The 18,417-nt window shown below is 60.1% G+C and carries 16 protein-coding genes and 2 pseudogenes; 10 read left to right on the top strand and 8 right to left on the bottom strand.

The features are described from left to right. Nucleotides 1-9 precede the first annotated feature (9 nt). From PHF15_RS08395 to PHF15_RS08415, 5 genes are read left to right on the top strand one after another with little or no spacing between them, the layout of a single operon-like run. Complete coding sequence (locus tag PHF15_RS08395; RefSeq protein ID WP_300120286.1) at nucleotides 10-1,878, top strand: potassium transporter Kup; 1,869 nt, start codon at nucleotides 10-12, stop codon at nucleotides 1,876-1,878. 9 nt (nucleotides 1,879-1,887) lie between these two features. Further along, on the top strand, nucleotides 1,888-2,847 hold the full coding sequence (gshB, locus tag PHF15_RS08400; RefSeq protein WP_300120287.1) for a glutathione synthase: 960 nt from the start codon (nucleotides 1,888-1,890) through the stop codon (nucleotides 2,845-2,847). Next, on the top strand, nucleotides 2,844-4,316 hold the full coding sequence (locus PHF15_RS08405; RefSeq protein ID WP_300120288.1) for an RNB domain-containing ribonuclease: 1,473 nt from the start codon (nucleotides 2,844-2,846) through the stop codon (nucleotides 4,314-4,316). Before gshB ends, PHF15_RS08405 begins: the two co-directional genes overlap by 4 nt. After that, nucleotides 4,313-6,469: a UvrD-helicase domain-containing protein gene (locus PHF15_RS08410; RefSeq protein ID WP_300120289.1), complete on the top strand. Its 2,157-nt coding sequence runs from the start codon at nucleotides 4,313-4,315 to the stop codon at nucleotides 6,467-6,469. The genes PHF15_RS08405 and PHF15_RS08410 overlap by 4 nt, the downstream gene beginning before the upstream one ends. Before the next feature lie 22 nt (nucleotides 6,470-6,491). Beyond that, the gene (locus PHF15_RS08415) at nucleotides 6,492-7,637 is read left to right on the top strand and encodes a phospholipase A (RefSeq protein ID WP_300120290.1); all 1,146 of its coding nucleotides are present in this window, start codon (nucleotides 6,492-6,494) and stop codon (nucleotides 7,635-7,637) included. A 100-nt stretch (nucleotides 7,638-7,737) separates the two neighbouring features. Here the strand turns inward: PHF15_RS08415 and PHF15_RS08420 are convergent, their stop codons facing one another. The 5 genes from PHF15_RS08420 to PHF15_RS08440 form a co-directional block, all read right to left on the bottom strand. Further along, nucleotides 7,738-9,153 carry a gamma-aminobutyraldehyde dehydrogenase gene (locus tag PHF15_RS08420; RefSeq protein ID WP_300120333.1) on the bottom strand — a complete coding sequence of 472 codons (1,416 nt, stop codon included), beginning with the start codon at nucleotides 9,151-9,153 and terminating at the stop codon, nucleotides 7,738-7,740. Nucleotides 9,154-9,211: 58 nt separating this feature from the next. After that, a complete protein-coding gene (locus PHF15_RS08425) occupies nucleotides 9,212-9,964 on the bottom strand; it encodes an ABC transporter permease (RefSeq protein WP_300120291.1) in 753 nt (250 codons plus the stop codon). 70 nt (nucleotides 9,965-10,034) lie between these two features. Further along, nucleotides 10,035-10,988: an ABC transporter permease gene (locus PHF15_RS08430; RefSeq protein ID WP_300120292.1), complete on the bottom strand. Its 954-nt coding sequence runs from the start codon at nucleotides 10,986-10,988 to the stop codon at nucleotides 10,035-10,037. Continuing rightward, nucleotides 10,981-12,015 carry an ABC transporter ATP-binding protein gene (locus PHF15_RS08435; RefSeq protein WP_300120293.1) on the bottom strand — a complete coding sequence of 345 codons (1,035 nt, stop codon included), beginning with the start codon at nucleotides 12,013-12,015 and terminating at the stop codon, nucleotides 10,981-10,983. Before PHF15_RS08435 ends, PHF15_RS08430 begins: the two co-directional genes overlap by 8 nt. 111 nt (nucleotides 12,016-12,126) lie before the next feature. Next, nucleotides 12,127-13,278, bottom strand: coding sequence for an ABC transporter substrate-binding protein (locus PHF15_RS08440; RefSeq protein WP_300120294.1), 1,152 nt, complete (start codon nucleotides 13,276-13,278; stop codon nucleotides 12,127-12,129). A gap of 238 nt (nucleotides 13,279-13,516) precedes the next feature. Between PHF15_RS08440 and PHF15_RS08445 the strand changes: the two genes are divergently transcribed. From PHF15_RS08445 to PHF15_RS08455, 3 genes are all read left to right on the top strand, one after another. After that, a complete protein-coding gene (locus PHF15_RS08445) occupies nucleotides 13,517-14,452 on the top strand; it encodes a LysR family transcriptional regulator (RefSeq protein ID WP_300120295.1) in 936 nt (311 codons plus the stop codon). A 118-nt stretch (nucleotides 14,453-14,570) separates the two neighbouring features. Next, a complete protein-coding gene (locus tag PHF15_RS08450; RefSeq protein WP_300120297.1) occupies nucleotides 14,571-14,828 on the top strand; it encodes a ChpB-ChpS toxin-antitoxin system antitoxin in 258 nt (85 codons plus the stop codon). Continuing rightward, nucleotides 14,828-15,169, top strand: a complete 342-nt coding sequence (locus PHF15_RS08455) for a type II toxin-antitoxin system ChpB family toxin (RefSeq protein WP_300120298.1) — start codon at nucleotides 14,828-14,830, stop codon at nucleotides 15,167-15,169. Before PHF15_RS08450 ends, PHF15_RS08455 begins: the two co-directional genes overlap by 1 nt. 118 nt (nucleotides 15,170-15,287) lie before the next feature. On the opposite strand, the gene PHF15_RS08460 is transcribed toward PHF15_RS08455, so the two are convergent. Next, entirely contained in the window at nucleotides 15,288-15,743 is a 456-nt protein-coding gene (locus PHF15_RS08460; RefSeq protein ID WP_300120299.1) for a hypothetical protein, read from the bottom strand. 91 nt (nucleotides 15,744-15,834) lie between these two features. On the opposite strand from PHF15_RS08460, the pseudogene PHF15_RS08465 reads away from it, so the two are divergent. After that, nucleotides 15,835-15,996 (top strand): annotated as a pseudogene (locus PHF15_RS08465) (IS3 family transposase); the annotation flags it as partial. Between the two features lie 293 nt (nucleotides 15,997-16,289). On the opposite strand, the gene PHF15_RS08470 reads toward PHF15_RS08465, so the two are convergent. Beyond that, nucleotides 16,290-16,784 carry a hypothetical protein gene (locus PHF15_RS08470; protein ID WP_300120300.1) on the bottom strand — a complete coding sequence of 165 codons (495 nt, stop codon included), beginning with the start codon at nucleotides 16,782-16,784 and terminating at the stop codon, nucleotides 16,290-16,292. 69 nt (nucleotides 16,785-16,853) lie between these two features. Further along, nucleotides 16,854-17,717, bottom strand: coding sequence for a transposase (locus PHF15_RS08475; protein ID WP_300120301.1), 864 nt, complete (start codon nucleotides 17,715-17,717; stop codon nucleotides 16,854-16,856). Between the two features lie 44 nt (nucleotides 17,718-17,761). Here PHF15_RS08475 and PHF15_RS08480 point away from each other — a divergent pair. Further along, nucleotides 17,762-18,325, top strand: a pseudogene (locus PHF15_RS08480) (IS110 family transposase); the annotation flags it as partial. Between the last annotated feature and the right edge of the window lie 92 nt (nucleotides 18,326-18,417).

Below are 18,417 nucleotides of genomic sequence, written 5' to 3' on the forward strand. Positions count from 1 at the left end.
GGTGACTATTTGGCTATATCCCAATCGTCGCTGCGCGCCCTCACACTGGGCGCCATCGGGGTCGTCTATGGCGACATCGGCACCAGCGTGCTCTATGCCGTCAAGGAGGTCTTCGGCTCGGGCCATGTGCTGTTTACACCCGACAATGTGCTGGGCATTTTGTCGATCTTTTTCTGGACCCTCACGGTCATCATCTCGCTCAAATACGTGACCCTGGTGCTGCGCGCCGACAACAACGGCGAGGGCGGCTTGGTGGCCATGCTGGCGCTGGCCTCGCAGTCGGTCAAAGACAAGCCGCGCCTGCGCCGCGTGCTGCTCTTTGTCGGTATTTTTGGCACCTGCCTGTTTTATGGCGACGGCGTCATCACACCTGCCATCTCGGTGCTGTCAGCGGTCGAAGGCCTGGAAGTGGTGTCGCCCAATTTCAAGAAGGCGGTGATCCCGCTCACGCTGGTGATTTTGTTTGGTCTGTTTGCGGTGCAAAAACGCGGCACCGCCGACATCGGCAGATTTTTCGGTCCGATCACGCTGGTCTGGTTTGCTTGTATTGCCGCGCTGGGGCTGTGGCACATTGCGCACAACCCCGCTGTGCTTTGGGCGCTCAGCCCGCACCATGCGCTGCGTTTCATGTGGGCTGAGCCGCTCACCACCTTCATCATCCTGGGCGCGGTGGTGCTGTGCGTCACCGGCGGCGAGGCGCTCTATGCCGACATGGGCCACTTTGGCAAAAAACCGATCCGGCTGGCCTGGTTTTGCGTGGTGATGCCAGCCCTCACACTCAATTATTTTGGCCAGGGGGCGCTGCTGCTGCATGACCAGACCGCCGTCAAAAACCCGTTTTTCATGATGGCCCCCGACTGGGCCCTGCTGCCGCTGGTGGGTCTGGCCACGCTGGCCACGGTGATCGCCTCGCAAGCGCTGATCACCGGCGCCTTTTCAGTCACCAAACAGGTGATCCAGTTGGGCTACTTGCCGCGTTTTCAGGTTTGGCACACCAGCGTCAAGGAAACCGGGCAAATCTACATGCCGTTCGTCAATTGGGGGCTGTTTGTGCTGATTGTGCTGGCGGTCATGCTGTTCAAGTCGTCGAGCAACCTGGCCGCCGCCTACGGCATTGCCGTCACGCTGGACATGCTGATCACCACGGTGCTGACCTTCTTTGTGATCCGCTATGCCTGGCATTACCCGCTGGCGCTGTGCCTGGCCGCGACCAGCGTGTTTTTTGTGGTGGACCTGGCGTTTTTCAGCTCCAACCTGCTCAAACTGGTCGATGGTGGCTGGTTTCCATTGTTGATTGCCGCCGGGGTTTTCACCGTGATGCTGACCTGGAAAGATGGCCGGCGTCTAATGAACAAAAAGCTGGCCGCCGATGCCATCGATCTGACCAGCTTTCTGGAAGCCGTGTTTGTCAGCCCGCCAACCCGCGTCGCGGGCACCGCGGTGTTTCTGACCGCGGCGTCCGGCACCGTGCCCAATGCCATGCTGCACAACCTCAAGCACAACAAGGTGCTGCACGAGGTCAACCTGTTTGTCACGGTGTTCAACCACGAAGTGCCCTGGATCGGCATGGACAAGCGCCTGGAACTCGAAGCGCTGGGGCACGATTGCTGGCAGGTGGTGGTGAACTACGGCTTCAAGAACGACCCCGATCTGCCGCGCGCGCTGCAGTTGATGAAGGGCCGTGGTTTTCATCTGGATCCGATGAGCACCAGTTATTTCCTGAGCCGCGACACCATCGCCCCCACGCTTGGCGGCGGCATGGCGCAATGGCGCGAAAAACTGTTCGCCCAAATGCACCTGAACGCCAGCGGCGCGGCCAGCTTCCTCAAGCTGCCCAGCAACTCGGTGGTCGAGCTGGGCAGCAAGATTGAAATCTAAGGACCCCGAATGCACCTGTTGTTTGTCGCCGACCCGCTTGAATCCTTCAAGATTTACAAGGACACCACCTTTGCCATGATGCGCGAGGCGCAAGCGCGCGGCCACCAGATCAGCGCCTGTGAAGCCAAGGACATCATGTGGCAGCGTGGCGCCGCCGTGGCCGCTTGGGTGCGCGACATCACGCTCACCGGCGACCTGGTGCACTGGTTCAGCGCGGCGCAGCGCAAGCCCGATGAGCGCAGGCAGGCGCTCAAGGACTTCGACGCCGTGGTGATGCGCAAGGACCCGCCGTTCGACAGCGAGTTTTTCTACGCCACCCACCTGCTGGAGCAGGCCGAGCGCGAGGGCGCCAAGGTTTTCAACAAACCGCGCGCCCTGCGCGACCACCCCGAAAAGCTGGCCATTCTCGAATGGCCGCAGTTCATCGGACCGACCCTGGTCACACGCGACGCGCAGGACATCAAACGCTTTCATGCCGAGCACCACGACATCATCCTCAAACCGCTCGACGGCATGGGCGGCACGGGCATCTTCCGGGTCAAGGCAGATGGCCTGAACCTTGGGGCCATCATCGAAACGCTGAACCGGGACGGCGCCCAGACCGTGATGGTGCAAAAGTTTTTGCCTGCCATCTCAGAGGGCGACAAACGCATTTTGGTGATTGGCGGCCAAACCGTGCCCTATTGCCTGGCGCGCATTCCGCAAGGTGGTGAAGTACGCGGCAACCTGGCCGCTGGCGGCAAGGGCGTGGCCCAGCCCCTGAGCCCGCGCGACCGCGACATCGCCGAAGCCATCGGCCCGGTGCTGGCCGGGCGCGGTTTGCTGCTGATGGGGCTGGACGTGATCGGCGACAGCCTGACCGAGATCAACGTCACCAGCCCGACCTGCTTTCAGGAAATTGCTGACCAGACCGGGTTTGACGTGGCCGCCATGTTTGTGCAGGCGCTGGAAGCTGCGGCGGCATCATGAACCAAAACCATCCGCACCATCGCGCTGACCTGGTCCGCATTGCCACCCTCGCCATGACCGAGCGCGGGCTGGAACCTGAATTTCCGGCGCGTGTCGAGCGCGAGCTGGCCACCATCACCGGCCCCGGCAGCGAGGCTGGCCCGGATATCCACGACCTGACGGCGCTGCTGTGGTGCTCCATCGACAACGACGATTCGCGCGATCTGGATCAGCTCACGGTCTGCGAGCCGCTGGACCAGGGCCTGGTCAGGCTGTGGGTGGCCATCGCCGATGTGGACGCGCTGGTCAAGAAAGGCGGCGCCATCGACGAGCATGCGCTCACCAACACCACCTCGGTGTACACCTCGGCGCGCATTTTCCCGATGCTGCCCGAGCGCCTGTCCACCGACCTGACCTCGCTCAATTTTGCCGAAGACCGGCTCGCGCTGGTGACTGAAATGGTCTTCAACGCCGATGCCTCGCTGGCGGGCGCCACGGTGTACCGCGCCCGGGTGCGCAACAAGGCCAAGCTGGACTATGACGCTGTCAGCGCCTGGATAGACGGCGACGCCGCGCTGCCTGCTGCAGCCGCGGTGGTGCCCGGCATGGAGGCGCAACTGCGCACGCAGGACGCGCTGGCCCAGCGTCTGCGGGTGCGTCGGCGTGCCGAGGGCTCGCTGGAATTGGAAACCTTTCAGCCGCGCGCCGTGTTTGATGGTGAGCAAGTGATCGATATTCTTCAGCAAGTGCAAAACCGCGCGCGTCAACTGATCGAGGAAGTGATGATTGCCACCAACGGCTGCACCGCGCGTTACCTGGCCGGGCGGGGCGGTGCCTCGTTGCGGCGCGTGGTGCGCTCGCCTGAACGCTGGCAGCGCATTGTGGCGGTGGCCCAGGAGTTAGGCGAAACCCTGCCGACCGAGCCCGACTCCAAAGCGCTGGAGGCTTTTCTGGCCAAACGCCGCCAGGCCGACCCGTTGCGCTTTCCCGATTTGTCGCTCGTGATCGTGCGGCTCATGGGCTCGGGCGAATACGTGGTGGAGACGCCCAGTGGCCCCCCGGTGGGCCACTTTGGACTGGCCGTGCGCGACTACACGCACTCGACGGCGCCAAACCGGCGCTTTCCCGACCTGATTACCTCGCGGCTGCTCAAGGCGGCGCTGGCCGACAAGCCACAGCCTTATTCGAACGCTGAACTGGCCGACCTGGCCCTGCATTGCACCCGCCAGGAAGACGCCGCCCAAAAGGTCGAGCGGCGCATGCGCAAGTCCGAGGCGGCGCTGCTGCTGGAGGCACACATCGGCCAGCGCTACGACGCGATCGTGACCGGCAGTACCACCGACGGCATCTGGGTCCGCATTTTCACGCCACCCGCCGAGGGCAAGCTGGTACGCGGGCAAACCAGCCTCAAGGTGGGCGACCAAATCCGGGTCAAGCTGGTCGCCACTGACGTGGAACGCGGCTTTATCGACTTTGTGACAAGCGATTGAGCCCCGCCTCCAATACCGGCCTGAACCTGGCCCAGCAAGAAGCCGTGAACTTCATGCACGGCCCCTGCCTGGTGCTGGCCGGCGCCGGCTCGGGCAAAACGCGCGTCATTACCCACAAGATCGGCCGCTTGATCCAGTCCGGGGTGGCTGCCAAAAACATCTTCGCCATCACCTTCACCAACAAGGCCGCCGCCGAGATGCGCGAACGCGCCCGGGGCCTGATCGGCAAGGCGGCCAAGGACGCGGTGATTTGCACCTTTCACGCCCTGGGTGTGCGCCTGCTGCGCGAAGATGGCGCGGCGCTGGGGCTGAAACCGCATTTTTCGATTCTCGACAGTGACGACGTCAACAGCATTCTGAAAGACGCTGGCGGCTCGGTGGACGCTGCCACGGCGCGCCAATGGCAATGGACCATCAGCCTGTGGAAAAACCAGGGACTCAACGCCGCAGCGGCGGCAGCCCAGGCCAGCAGCGACAGCGAGCGCACCGTGGCGCGCGTGATGGCGCATTACGAGGAACGGCTCACTGCCTACCAGAGCGTGGACTTTGACGACCTGATCAGCCTGCCCCTCAAACTGCTGCAAAACCACGAATCCGTGCGGCAAAAGTGGCAGGCCCAGGTCGTGCACATTCTGGTGGACGAGTACCAGGACACCAACGCCACCCAATACGAATTGCTGAGACTGCTGGTCGGTGGCAAGGACCCGGCGCAGGCCCGCTTTACCGCGGTGGGCGACGACGACCAGTCCATTTACGGCTGGCGTGGCGCCACGCTGGACAACCTGAAAAAGCTGCCCGTCGATTTTCCGGCGCTCAAGGTCATCAAGCTGGAGCAAAACTACCGCTCCACCGGTGCCATTTTGCGGGCCGCCAACAACGTGATCGGCCCCAACCCCAAGCTCTACCCCAAAAACCTGTGGAGCGACCTGGGCGAAGGCGAACCGGTTCGGGTGGTCGATGCCGACACCGAAGAACACGAGGCCGAGCGCACCGTGGCGCGCATCCAGAGCCTGCGCGCCAGCGGCCTGAACCAGGCCGGGCCGCAGTTCAAGGAATTCCGCGACTTTGCCGTGCTCTACCGCGCCAACCACCAGGCCAAGACTTTTGAGAAGGCACTGCGCAAGGCGGCGATTCCGTACAAGGTGTCCGGGGGCACCAGCTTTTTTGACCGCGCCGAAATCAAGGACCTGTGCGCCTGGTTTCGCCTGTGGATCAACAACAACGACGACCCGGCGTTTTTGCGCGCCGTGACCACGCCCAAGCGCGGCATTGGCCACCAGACGCTTAGCGCTTTGGGCGACTTTGCCAGCAAATACCGGGTCAGCATGTTCGAGGCGCTGTTTTCCAGCAGCCTTGGGGCAGTGATCTCGGGCAAGGCGCTGGGCAGTCTGCACGAGTTCGGCCGCGAGATCAACGACCTCGAATTCCGCGCCCGCCACACGCTGGGGGCTGAGGCCGCCAAAGCCTTCTTGATTGACTGGCTCAAGGCCATCGGCTTTGAGAAATACCTTTACGACGGAGAAGACAGCGACAAAGTGGGCGCCGCGCGCTGGAGCAACGTGCTGGACTTTTGCGACTGGATGAGCGGGCGCTGTGGCGGCCAGATCGACGATGCGGCCGGCGTGAGCACGGCGGGCGAGGTCAAGTCGCTGCTCGACGTGGCGCAAACGGTATCGCTCTTGTCCACCATCAACGAGCGCGAGACCGACCAGAACGTGGTCACGTTGTCCACCCTGCACGCATCCAAGGGACTGGAGTGGCCGCATGTGATGCTGGTCGGCGTGACCGAGGGCATGCTGCCGTTCAAGCTGCGCGACAACCCCGACGACCTGCCGGCGGGCAACGCGTCGAGCGCGCTGCGTGCGGCCGCACAAGAGGCCGCCAGCGAGACACTCACCACGCATCTGCAAGAAGAGCGCCGCCTGATGTACGTCGGCATCACCCGCGCCCAGCGCAGCCTGGCCGTGAGCTGGACACGCAAGCGCAAAAAAGGCCGCGAGATGATTGCCGCCCAGCCCAGCCGCTTCATCGCCGAGATGGGACTGGATCAGAACACGGTAAAAGAAGACCCGCGCGAGAAGCTCAAGGCCTTGCGCGCCGAATTTGCCCAGAAGGCGCTGGACGGCGCGGCGGCGCGGGCGCTGGTGCGCTGACAAAGAAAGGCCCTGGAACTTCATGAACTTCACATCTCCTGCCATCACGGTGGCGTTCGTGTTTGCCTTCGCAGCCGCACCGCCCCCGGCTGTCGCTCAAGGCAAGGCTGAAGCCGCCGCCTCCAAAACGCTGGACTGGCAGCAGTGCAGCGCCCTGCGCGGTGACAGCGTGGCCCGCCTGCAATGTTTTGACCGGTGGGCGGCGCAGCAAGCCCGGCCCAACGCGCCCGGCACAGCCGTGCGGCCAAGCCCGCAAGCCTCAGCGCCGGTCCTCATCACCATGACAGCCCCCGAAGTGCACAACTGCAAGAACCCGCGGTTTTCAGAGCTGTCGCGTTATTGGGAGCTGGAGGCCGGCAGCGACTGCGGCACCTTCGGCATACGCGGCTACCAGCCCATCAGCCTGTCGTGGATCGGCTCGGACAGCGTCAACACCCAGCCCACCTCGCCATCGCCCGAGCATTCGGCGACGTCCGCCCTGTCGTTCAAAACCTCGGAGCTGCGCATTGGTCTGTCGGTCCGCACCAAAATCGCACAAGGACTGCTGACGCAAAACGAGCCATTCAAGCGCGACTCGATCTGGTTTGCCTATTCGCAAAAATCCAACTGGCAACTCTTCAGCGGCGACCTGTCACGCCCGTTCCGCACCACCGACCATGAGCCCGAGCTCATCTACATCTATCCGCTGGAGGCGCCATTGCCCTGGGGTTGGCAACTGCGCTACGCCGGCCTCAGCGTGAACCACCAGTCCAACGGCCAGCCGCTGCCCCTGTCCAGAAGCTGGAACCGCACCGTGCTGATGGCGGGCATGGAAAAGAACCAGGAGTTTTACGTGTTCGGCAAGCTCTGGTACCGCATGCCCGAGGTGGCGCAAGCCGATGACAACCCCGACATCAGCGACCTGATCGGCCGCGCCGAATTGACGGGCTATTGGAACGTCAACCCCGACCACACGCTGGGCGTGACCCTGCGCCACTCGCTGCGCGCCAACAGCAACGGCTCGGTGCGCCTGGAGTGGCTGCGCAAACTGGGCGACAGCGGTTTTGTCGGCAACAACAGCGGCCTGCGTTTGCACACCCAACTGTTCAGCGGTTACGGCGATTCGTTGATCGACTACAACCGCCGGCGCACGGTGCTGAGTGTGGGACTGAGTCTGGTGGACTGGTAGCTACTAAATCTGCGGCTTCTTGCGCTGGTCTTTGTTGACCTAGCATTCGTTTTCACGACCACATTGACCAGGGCAGTCATTCAGATGACTGAGCGCGGTCTCAATTGTGTTTGATCATGACATGACGGGCGCAACTGTAGTCTTCCAACGCATAGACCGACATGTCTTTCCCATAGCCTGACTGCTTCATGCCGCCGTGCGGCATCTCGGAAACCAGCATGAAGTGCGTGTTGACCCATGTGCAGCCGTATTGCAGGCGTGAAGCGATGGCCATCGCCTGGCCCACATCGCGCGTCCAGACAGAGCTTGCCAAGCCGTATTCCGAGTCGTTGGCGTAAGCAATGGCTTGCTCAGCATCCTTGATCCGGGTGACCGATACCACCGGGCCAAACACCTCGCTGCGGACGATCTCGTCTTTCTGCAGCGCTCCGGCCACCACGGTGGGTTTGTAGAAGAAGCCTTTGCTGCCCAGTGTGCTGCCGCCGGTGGTGATTTCGATGTGAGAGAGTTCCCGTGCGCGATCCACAAAGCTGGCCACGCGATCACGCTGGCGCATTGAAATCAGCGGACCCATCTCGACGCCGCTCTCTTGCTGGGTGCCTGTTTTGATGGTGGAGACGGCGCTGCTGAGGTCGGCGACCAGACGGTCATAAATCTTTTCGCCCGCGTAAATGCGGCAGGCCGCCGTGCAGTCCTGCCCGGCGTTGTAGTAGCCAAAGGTACGCACGCCCTCAACCACGCTGGCAATGTCGGCATCGTCAAGCACGATCACCGGCGCTTTGCCGCCCAACTCCATGTGGGTGCGCTTGATGCCGCGCGCAGCCGCTTCCATGATCTTGCTGCCGGTGGACACGTCGCCGGTGAGCGATGCCATGCGGATGCGCGGGTCGCGAATCAGCGGCGCACCCACCGTGTCGCCGCGGCCACAGACGATGTTGACAACACCGGGTGGCAAGATATCGGCCAGCAATTCACCCAGGCGCAGGGTGGAGAGTGGCGTCATTTCAGATGGCTTGAGGACCACCGTGTTGCCCATGGCAATGGCTGGTCCGAGCTTCCAGGCGGCCATCATTTGTGGATAGTTCCACGGCGCGATGGAGGCCACCACGCCCAACGGATCGCGGCGGATCATGCTGGTGTGGCCGGGCAGGTATTCACCGGCCAGCGAACCCGGCATGTTGCGGATGGCCCCGGCAAAAAAGCGGTACACGTCAGCAATGGCGGGTATCTCGTCGTTGCGTGCGGCGCTGAGCGGTTTGCCGCAGTTGAGTGACTCCAGCATCGAGAGTTCGTCGCCATTGGCCTCGATCGCATCGGCGATTTTGTGCAGGTAGGCGCTGCGGTCCTTCGGGGTGAGCGCCGCCCAAGCCGGAAAAGCGGCGTTGGCGGCATCGACAGCCTGGCGCAGCTGGTCGGCGCTGGCTTCGCGCACCTCGCACAGCGTTTCTCCGGTGGCGGGGTTCAACACCTGCTCGGCGCGGCCTTCGCCGGTAACAGGGGTGCCGTTGATCAGCAATTGGGTAGGGAAGCGCGGAGCAGCCATGATGCGTTGCATAGTGTGGTTGATAAAGGGTTTAGCGTTGATTCGGATTGGCATCACCATCACGGGTGAGGCGCCAGGCAACAATGATCAGCGGCGCGGTCAGCAGCATCACCAGCAGCGCCACCACGTTGGTGATGGCGGCGTCGCGCGGGCGGCTGAGTTGGCTGAGAAGCCAGATCGGCAACGTTTTGTCGCTACCGGATGTAAACGTGGTGACGATCAGCTCGTCCACCGACAGGGCAAACGCCAGAATGCCGCCGGCCAGAAGTGCGGTGCCGAGTTGGGGCACGATGACATGGCGCAGTGTGGTCAGCGTATCCGCACCCAGGTCCATCGAGGCCTCCCACAAGCGGTTGGGCAAACGGCGCAAACGCGCCACCACGTTGTTGTGAACAATCACCACACAAAACGTGGCATGACCCACCACAATCGTCCAGTAGCCCGGCGTGACTTCCATCAACCTGAAGGCAGACAGAAGCGCAATTCCGGTCACGATGCCGGGCAGGGCAATCGGCAGGATCAGCAGGGTGGTGAAAGCGTTTTTGCCGAAGAATCGGTCGCGGTTCAGGGCGGCGGCCGTCAGCGTACCCAGCACCATGGCGATCAGAGTGGCCATGGCTGCCACCGATAGCGACAAGCCAATGGCGGAGCGAATATCGTCGCGCTCAATGGCCAGGCTGACCCAGCGCAGCGTCAGGCCGGTGATGGGGAAGCTGTAGCCTGCGCTGTTGTCGTTGAAGGCGTACAGCGCGATGAACACCAGTGGCAAGTGCAGGAAGGTCATTCCCCCATACGCAGCCAGACGCAAAAGCAGACCTTTAGGCAGGTGGAATGCACGGCGGGATATCTTTTTTTCAGAGTGCATTGAAAGCCCCCAACCGTCGTGCCAGCGCCAGGTACAGCGTAATCAGAACAATCGGCACGCAGGTAAATGCCGCAGCCATCGGAATGTTGCCAATGGTGCCTTGCAGGGTATAGACCATGTTGCCGATGTACAGGCCGGAAGGGCCGACCAGTTGCGGGATGATGTAGTCGCCCAGCGTGAGTGAAAAGGTGAAGATCGAACCCGCCACCACACCCGGAAAAGCCAGCGGCCACAACACGGTGGTGAAGGTTTTGAACGGGCTGGCGCCCAGATCGGCTGAGGCCAGCAACAAATTGGCGGGCACCCGCTCAATGGCAGCCTGGATCGGCAGAATCATGAACGGCAACCAGATGTAGGTCAGCACCAGAAAGCGCCCCAGATTGGAGGTCGCCAGCGTGTCGCCACCAATCACCGGCAGGCGCAGCACGGCTTCCAGCACCGGAAGCAGGCCAAGCTGCTTGACGACCCAATAAATCATGCCCCCCTGCGCCAGCAGCACCGTCCAGGCGTAGGCCTTGACGATGTAGCTGGCCCACATGGGCAACATCACGCCGACAAAGAAAAAACCCTTTTCACGCGGCCCCGCGTAGTGCGCCATGTAATAGGCCACGGGAAAACCAATGGCCACCGTTCCCAGCGTCACCGCCACGGCCATGCCCAGCGTGCGCAGCACGATGTCGTAGTTGGCGGGGCTCAGCAGACTGGCAAAGTTGGCGGCGGTGATCTCGGTGGTCACCGTCATCGCCATCTCGTCGAAGGTAAAAATGCTCTGGCTCAGCAGCGTCAGGAGCGAGCCAACATAGACCACACCAAACCACAGCAAGGGCGGCAGCAACAGCAAAAAAATGGTCAAGGCTTGCCGTTGGTACAGCAGCGTGGACAGCGTGTTTCGCCAGCTGCCATTCAATGCGGGCAGGAGCGGTAAAGCTGCGGCTTTAGTCATCGAGCATCACCATGTGTTGCTCGGCCCAATGCAAGGCCACTGTCTGACCGGGCTGAAGATCAGCGCCAGGTTGCTGCGAAGGCACTGTGCTTGTGTTGTCAGACTGAAGTGCGGTGATGACGTGGCTGCCAACCTTGATCTCAAGTCGCTGCGAGGCACCCAAAAATTGCACCGCCAATAATTCACCCTCAAGCTGCACTTGCCCTGCGACCTTGGGCGCATCGGGCTTGGTGACATGGATGTTTTCCTGGCGCACAGCAAAGGCTTGGCGCTTGCCGCACAATGGCTCGGCCAAGTCAGCAGTAAATACGTTGGAGCTTCCCACGAAGTCGGCGACAAAACGGGTGCGCGGCCGGTAATAGAGCTCGCGCGGGGTAGCAATTTGCTCAATCCGGCCGTTGTTGAACACGGCAATGCGGTCGGACATGGACAGCGCCTCACCCTGGTCATGCGTGACATACACAAAGGTGATGCCCAGTTTGCGGTGCAACACCTTGAGCTCGACCTGCATCTGCTCGCGCAACTTCAGGTCAAGCGCGCCAAGTGGCTCATCAAGCAGCAAGATGCGCGGCCGGTTGACCAGCGCGCGCGCCAGTGCCACACGCTGGCGCTGCCCTCCCGAGAGTTGCGCCGGTGTGCGGTTGCCATGATCCGGCAACGCCACCATGGCCAACGCCTCCTGAGCCAGCGCGTGGCGCTCTGCCTTGGCCATCTTGCGCACCATCAGACCATAGGCCACGTTGTCCAGCACGTTCATGTGCGGGAACAGCGCGTAGTCCTGAAACACGGTGTTGACATCGCGCGCATACGGCGGCGTGCCCGCAGCTTCCTGACCCAGCAACGCAAGGTTGCCGCTACTGGGCTGCTCAAAACCGGCCATCAACCGCAAGGACGTGGTCTTGCCCGAACCCGATGGCCCCAGCATGGAAAAGAACTCGCCTTCTTCCACGCGAAAGCTCACATGGTCAAGCGCGGTGACATCGCCATAACGTTTGGAGATGTCCTTGAACTCAATGGCGACTGACATGCCTGCTGCTTTCTAATTCACGTGTAAACATCGCCGTCCCGAACGATGAAGGAAGGCCGCCATTGCGAACAGTGAAGCGACGTGACCCTCTTTCACGTTGATGTCTGTCTATCAACGTCCGCCCTGAATGGCGATGTAGTCCAGCGCCCACCTGGAGTAAGGCACGCAATTGCTTTGGGTGGCGCACTTGGACTCGGGGGTCTTCCAGAACTTGATTTTGGCAAAGTCGGCAAACCCGTTGTCTTTGCAGAAGTCACTGCCACCCGGCGCTTTGGCTTTGCAGGCGCCCGGTGTCACCGGGTCGCTGCCGAACCATTCAGCCAGCGGCGCTTGCACCTTGTCTCCCAGAGAGTGTTCCATCCACTGGTAAGCGCAATTCACATTTTTGGCATTGGCGTGCAACATGGTGGTATCGGCCCAGCCGGTGGTTCCTTCCTTGGGGATGGTGGAAGCAACCGGTTTTTTCTCGGCCTTGAGGGTGTTGACCATATAACCCCACGAGCCAGTGGCCACAATGCCTTCGCTCTTGAAGTCGTTCATTTGAACGGTGGCATCGTGCCAGTACCGGTGCGTCAACGCCTTTTGACCGCGCAGCAGTTCCAGGACGGCGGCGTATTGTTTTTCATTGAGCTCATACGGGTCCTTGATGCCGAGTTCGGGCTTTTTGCTCATCAAATACAGAGCCGCATCAGCGATGTAAATGGCGCCGTCATAGGCCTGCACACGGCCTTTGTTGGACTTGCCGTCAGGTAGTTTTTGTTCTTCAAACACCACCGACCATGAAGTGGGGGCCTGCTTGAACACGTCGGTGTTGTACATCAGCACGTTGGGGCCCCATTGATAAGGCGTGCCGTAGTGTTTGCCGTTGACGGTGTGCCAGGAAGCGTTTTGCAGGCGCTTGTCAATGTTTTTCCAGGACGGGATCAGGGCCGGATTGATCTCCTGCACCAGCTTGGAGGCCACCAGCCGCAGGCTGGCATCACCCGAGGCGGTCACCAGATCGTAGCCACCGGCCTTCATCAGCGTGACCATTTCATCCGAGGTGGCGGCGGTCTTGACGTTGACCTTGCAGCCCGATGCTTTCTCGAAACCGGTCGCCCAGTCGTAGGCCTTGTCAGACTCGCCGCGCTCAATATAACCCGCCCAGGCGATGATATTGAGCTGGCCTTCGCCCTTGCCCACAGCAGTGGGAGGTGCCGCCAAGGTTGACGCTGCAGCAGCGACAGCCAGCAGCCCGGTGAGTAATGCACGGTGGTGAGACATCAATTTCTCCTGGTGGGGGTTAAACGGCAAACCCGGGGGGTCGGGGCCTGAATTCATTCTAGGGACAAGACTGCACGGCAACCACCGGATTGCATGAATACAATCCATCGATAAAACAGAAACCTTGAGCAGGAATGTCAGAGAAACCACTCCGGAATCGTAGGTAGAGCGACATACCCTAGGGTTAACACCAAGCTTACGCTGGGAAAATACCGGAATGCTGTTTGAAATTTGAAAAATGAAAACTTCATTTAAAAGCATACGCTATTTCATCGCGGTGGCCGAATCCGGGTCGATTTCGGCGGCGATTCATGAGCTGGGGGTGTCGCAATCGGTGGTGTCGCAAGCCATTGCGCAGGTGGAGGCCGATTTGGGAACACTGCTGTTTGACCGCCGCGCCCGTGGCATGACACTGACCCACGCCGGCCACCAATTTCTGCGCCACGCCCATCAAATCGAAGTGGCCATGCGCAACGCGCGCGAAGCGCTCTCGTCGCGACCGCACACTGTCACCGGCCACCTCAACATTGGCGTGACCAGCCTGATGGTGGGCTACTACCTGCCTTTTTTGCTGGACCGTTTCAAGCGGGTCTTCCCGCGCATCACGGTGCAGATTACCGAAGACCGACGCGACTATCTGGAGCATGCGCTGGTGAGTGGTGAACTCGATGTCGCGCTGATTGTGGTGTCACAGTTGCAGAACCAGAGCGCGATGGAGACCGAAACCATTTTGCGCTCAGGCTGGCGCGTATGGTTTCCGGTAAATCACCGGCTCACCGATGAAGACAAAATTGCCGCCATCGATTTGGCGCAGCAACCGCTGATCGTCCTGCAGGTAGACGAGTTGGGCGACACGGCCACGGCCTTGTGGAATAGTGCCGGGGTGGACCCGCATGTGCTGATTCGCACCTCCTCGGTGGAAGCGGTGCGCAGCCTGGTGGCCACCGGGGCGGGCTGCACGGTGCTGCCCGATATGCTGTATCGGCCCTGGTCTTTGGAAGGTGACCGCATCGAGGCGCGCCCTCTGGCGCAACCGCTGCCGCAGTTGGAGGTGGGGCTGGCGTGGCGCAAAGGTGCGGAGCAGCCCGAATCCTTGAGTAATTTTTTAACCGCGGTGCACCCGACCCTGGACAGTCGCTTGGGCGCTGGCGCGGCGCATGGGGTACGGTGCTGAGCCTGGGCTTAAGTCTGGTGGACTGGTAGTCCACAAACTATGTCAAACAGTATTTGACATCCGCTTGTTTTCATCTAAACTTTGTAGAAATCGGTTTTGGTTTTACAGAGGGTCTGATATGCAAGTTGAAATTGTGCTGAGAAAATTTGGCAACAGCACCGGCGCCGTGTTTCCCCCTGCTATTTTGAAGGACCTTGGCTTGAAGGCTGGCGTCTCTTTAACGATGGACGCCACGGCTGACGGAAAAATCATGCTGACTCCAAAGCGCAGATACAAACTGGCAGAATTAATTGCGCAATGCAATCTGAAAGCGCCCCATCCTGCTGACATGGTGCTGTGGGATGCTGCCAAACCCGTAGGCCAAGAGGCTTTTTGATGGCAATCTTTGATCGTGGCGATATTGTTCACTTGAGCCTTGAGCCTGTCGTTGGCCGTGAAATGAAAGGGGAGCGCCGTTACGCACTCGTTTTGACCACAAAAGAATTCAATGTGCTGGGTGATGTGCTGGTTGCCCCCATCACGCAAGGTGGCGATTTTTCACGTTTTGAAGGTTTTGCGGTGTCGCTCATGAACACAGGTTGCAGCACTCAAGGCGTGGCATTGGTCAACAAGTGCCGCATGATGGACCTGGTCGCCAGAAAAGCAAAAAAGGTCGAAAGAGCGCCGCAAGAAGTTATTGACGATGCACTCGGGCGATTGTTGGCTCTTTTTGAGTGACTGGTGGGTTTTCTCGATGACCGCAGGAGACTCTTTGCCGATTTTTGAAATTCCAGACTGCGGACGTTCAACGTGGAGCTAAGGGGCTGCGCGCTTTTGCGCAGTCCCGCTTGAGGGGTTAGGCGTCTGGATTTGCATCGCCGACCTGGCTTGAAGTGTGGAATGCCAAGGTAATAATTGTCGGGAAAATAAAGCCCTTGAGATAGGAGAGCGGGTGCCTACCCAGGGTGAAATCGACAGGTAGGTTTCCGAAATGCGCCCAATAGTGCGTTGCAATAAGCCCGGTGATGCCGACCCACATCCCCCACAAAGCCCAGCGGTTGCCAAATACGACGAGCAGCAAACTGAGAGTAATCACCACTCGAAGGACTGATTGTGCGTATTCGAATGTTGTATGAGCACTGATGCCGGTGCCTAGATACAGGTCGCAGAGAGTAAAGGTGTGGTAATAGATCAGCAGTCCGGCGAGAACAAGGATGATCAGGCGCCGAAATAACAGAAACCGGCTCGTCTGCATTACAGGTAGTGTCGTCACCTCGGTCTTCCATTCAATTGCGTATAAAAATGGGGACAACCCTCATACTCCTCGATTCGCTTTGGTCGATATCCTACTTCTGAATCGCCCCGGGAATTGAGGAGGCTCCAAACTTTGAGAAGATGGAGCCATGAGCAAGAAATCAAATCGTTTTTCCCCCGAAGTGCGCGAACGCGCCGTGCGCATGGTGCAGGAGCACCGTGGCGAATATGCATCCCTGTGGGCTGCCGTTGAATCGATCGCACCCAAGATCGGCTGCGTCCCCCAGACGCTGCATGAATGGGTACGCCAGCATCCAAACAGCCGTTATCAAGAAGAAGTTTTAAACACCCATCACGCGTTGCGACGAGATTGATCGACCATCATGGCCAACCGGGTTCACCCCACACCGATAGACGCCGATAACCCTTGCGGCAGCTTGCCTGCCGCTTGTAGCGATTGGCGCGTCGGTGACGCAGATTCCATGTCGGCACGGGCCACAACAGAGCCCACCCTGGATGCCGGATATACGACTGCAGGCGCTTCCCAAATAGCCAAACTATCGGTCAGCCTCTTGCTGTTGTGGGGGAGTCCATATACGTAGGGTTAGGTTTTAACACGCGGGTCTGCATGCAACGTATTTTTAACACGCCGCTTCATGACCGACCAGCCGTCGAAGCCATAGCGGTCTTCAAGTAGCTGCCGAATGTTGCCCAGCGCGACGAGCACTGCTTTCGCTTTGTCTTCACACTCAGATAGCTTGTACACAGCTTTTCCGTGAACCATGTCGTTTCTCATGGTTTGGGCATCCATTACAGTTTTAAGATCGGCTTGGGCAATGAACTTGGATAGTGTTTCGTTTTTTGGGTCGAAGCACACCCACACTTGTTTGATGTTCTCGATACCTCGGAATTTGTTCATAAGGACATCTGCTTGCGTTGACGGAAAACCAGCAGATACGACCAGTTGTCTGAGCGTGCGGTACAAAGTTTTTTCGACGGTGAACATAGCCGTGAGAAGTGCCTCGGCGTGATGCCCATTCTTGATGAGTGAATTCACGCGCTTTGTAGCCTCGGTATAGCCAAGCTTGACGGGATACATGGGACTCCTTTTAAAAAAACCTCTCTTAAGAAACTTCCGCAGCAGCCCTGAGAAATCGGATAGTTGAAGTCATGCTGAGGAGGTTTCCTGTGGTGTAAGTTGAAAGCCCAATTGGTGAGCCCGACGAGTGAGATTTTGCACCACTCTTTGACGGTAGCGCTCCTCGTACTCGTCCTGCCCGGCCTCGACAAAGGCTTGCCCCTTGGTCAGCATGAAATAAACCAGTCGGGCCAGCTTGTGCGCACTGGCCGTGATGGCCTTGGGTTTATCCATGCGCGAACACAATCGACGGTGATGGGCGCCCAGTGCGGTTTGACTCTTGCGCAGCGCCTGCGCGGCCATGCGCAAGGCTTGGGCGGCCCGGTTGGCACAGGGCTTGGTGGCACTTGAGAGCACCTTGCCGCCCGAAATCTTGGTACCCGGACACAAGCCCAGCCACGAGGTGAAATGCTTGACTGTGGGAAAGCGTGCCAGATCGACACCAATCTCGCTGATGACTTTCAACGCGGTGCTGGTATCAATGCCGGGTATGCGCGTCAGGTCAACGCCGCTGGCTTCGAACAGGTAGGCACGCGCATCAAAGCGAACTGAATTCTTGGCCGGCGTGCCGCGTTTGGGAGCCCCCAATCCGATCTCTGGCAACGCATGGCCCTTCAGCGCCCCCAGCAGTTGCTGCAGCTTGCCATCGCACTCGGTGATCTGGGCGGTATAGGCGTCGATCAAGGCCAGCGCCTGCTTGAGGGCAAACAGGTGCTCGTCGCGCCAGTTGCCCTGTAGCGCCGCGGCGACCTCGGCCTCATCAGCCTTGATGCGCCGATCCCGCAGTTTGGCCAGGGTGGCGGCGTCACGCTCGCCCGCGACGATGGCGCGCACGATGGCTTGGCCGGTCACCCCCATGATGTCGGAGATGACGTGGTGCAGTTGCACATTCATCTGCGTCATCGCCTTTTGCAAATGCTGGACATGGCGTGCCTGATATCGTGCTGCCGCTCAAAGCCGCCACCGTGCGCCGCGAAGCCCACAAACACCTGGAAGACCTGCCTGGCTGGTGCAACACGGTGGTGGGGGATGCCCTGAGCGAGCTCACCCGCCTGGATGAGCGCATCAACCAATATGACAAATATCTGGCCCACATTGCCAAAGAGGACGAACAGTCCAGGCAACTCATGCGCTTAAGCGGCGTTGGCACCACAACCGCCAGCGCCATTGTGGCCACCATCGGCAAGGGTTACGACTTTACCTGCGGTCGCCAGTTCTGTGCCTGGCTGGGTCTGGTTCCGGGCCAATACAGCTCTGGCGGCAAGCAGCGCCTGGGGCGCATCACCAAGGCCGGTGACCCATACCTGCGCACCCTGTTGATCATGGGCGGTAAGGCGGTGTTGTCAGCTGCCAAGAACAAGACCGACCCGGTGAGCCGATGGGCGATCAGCGTACAAGAGCGCCGGGGCTACTGGAAAGCCGTAGTGGCCATTGCGGCCAAGAATGCGCGCATGTGTTGGGCGATGTTGCAGCAGGGCGATGCGTTCAAGTTGCCTGCGTGATCAGCACAGCGCTGACGCAGATCGCGAAATTAAAGTTGAAGTTGTAAATGTCACCGTGTGATGACTTGTCGTTGATGAGTGAAAGGTTTGGA

It is taken from the genome of Rhodoferax sp., assembly GCF_028689295.1.
Classification (GTDB): Bacteria; Pseudomonadota; Gammaproteobacteria; order Burkholderiales; family Burkholderiaceae_C; genus Rhodoferax.

What these genes read in the sequence shown, in the direction of transcription:
- gshB (WP_300120287.1), top strand. Translation starts at nt 1,888, where the DNA reads ATGCACCTGTTGTTTGTCGCCGACCCGCTTGAATCCTTCAAGATTTAC.
- PHF15_RS08405 (WP_300120288.1), top strand. Translation starts at nt 2,844, where the DNA reads ATGAACCAAAACCATCCGCACCATCGCGCTGACCTGGTCCGCATTGCC.
- PHF15_RS08415 (WP_300120290.1), top strand. Translation starts at nt 6,492, where the DNA reads ATGAACTTCACATCTCCTGCCATCACGGTGGCGTTCGTGTTTGCCTTC.
- PHF15_RS08425 (WP_300120291.1), bottom strand. Translation starts at nt 9,964, where the DNA reads ATGACCTTCCTGCACTTGCCACTGGTGTTCATCGCGCTGTACGCCTTC.
- PHF15_RS08430 (WP_300120292.1), bottom strand. Translation starts at nt 10,988, where the DNA reads ATGACTAAAGCCGCAGCTTTACCGCTCCTGCCCGCATTGAATGGCAGC.
- PHF15_RS08435 (WP_300120293.1), bottom strand. Translation starts at nt 12,015, where the DNA reads ATGTCAGTCGCCATTGAGTTCAAGGACATCTCCAAACGTTATGGCGAT.
- PHF15_RS08440 (WP_300120294.1), bottom strand. Translation starts at nt 13,278, where the DNA reads ATGTCTCACCACCGTGCATTACTCACCGGGCTGCTGGCTGTCGCTGCT.
- PHF15_RS08445 (WP_300120295.1), top strand. Translation starts at nt 13,517, where the DNA reads ATGAAAACTTCATTTAAAAGCATACGCTATTTCATCGCGGTGGCCGAA.
- PHF15_RS08450 (WP_300120297.1), top strand. Translation starts at nt 14,571, where the DNA reads ATGCAAGTTGAAATTGTGCTGAGAAAATTTGGCAACAGCACCGGCGCC.
- PHF15_RS08455 (WP_300120298.1), top strand. Translation starts at nt 14,828, where the DNA reads ATGGCAATCTTTGATCGTGGCGATATTGTTCACTTGAGCCTTGAGCCT.
- PHF15_RS08470 (WP_300120300.1), bottom strand. Translation starts at nt 16,784, where the DNA reads ATGTATCCCGTCAAGCTTGGCTATACCGAGGCTACAAAGCGCGTGAAT.
- PHF15_RS08475 (WP_300120301.1), bottom strand. Translation starts at nt 17,717, where the DNA reads ATGAATGTGCAACTGCACCACGTCATCTCCGACATCATGGGGGTGACC.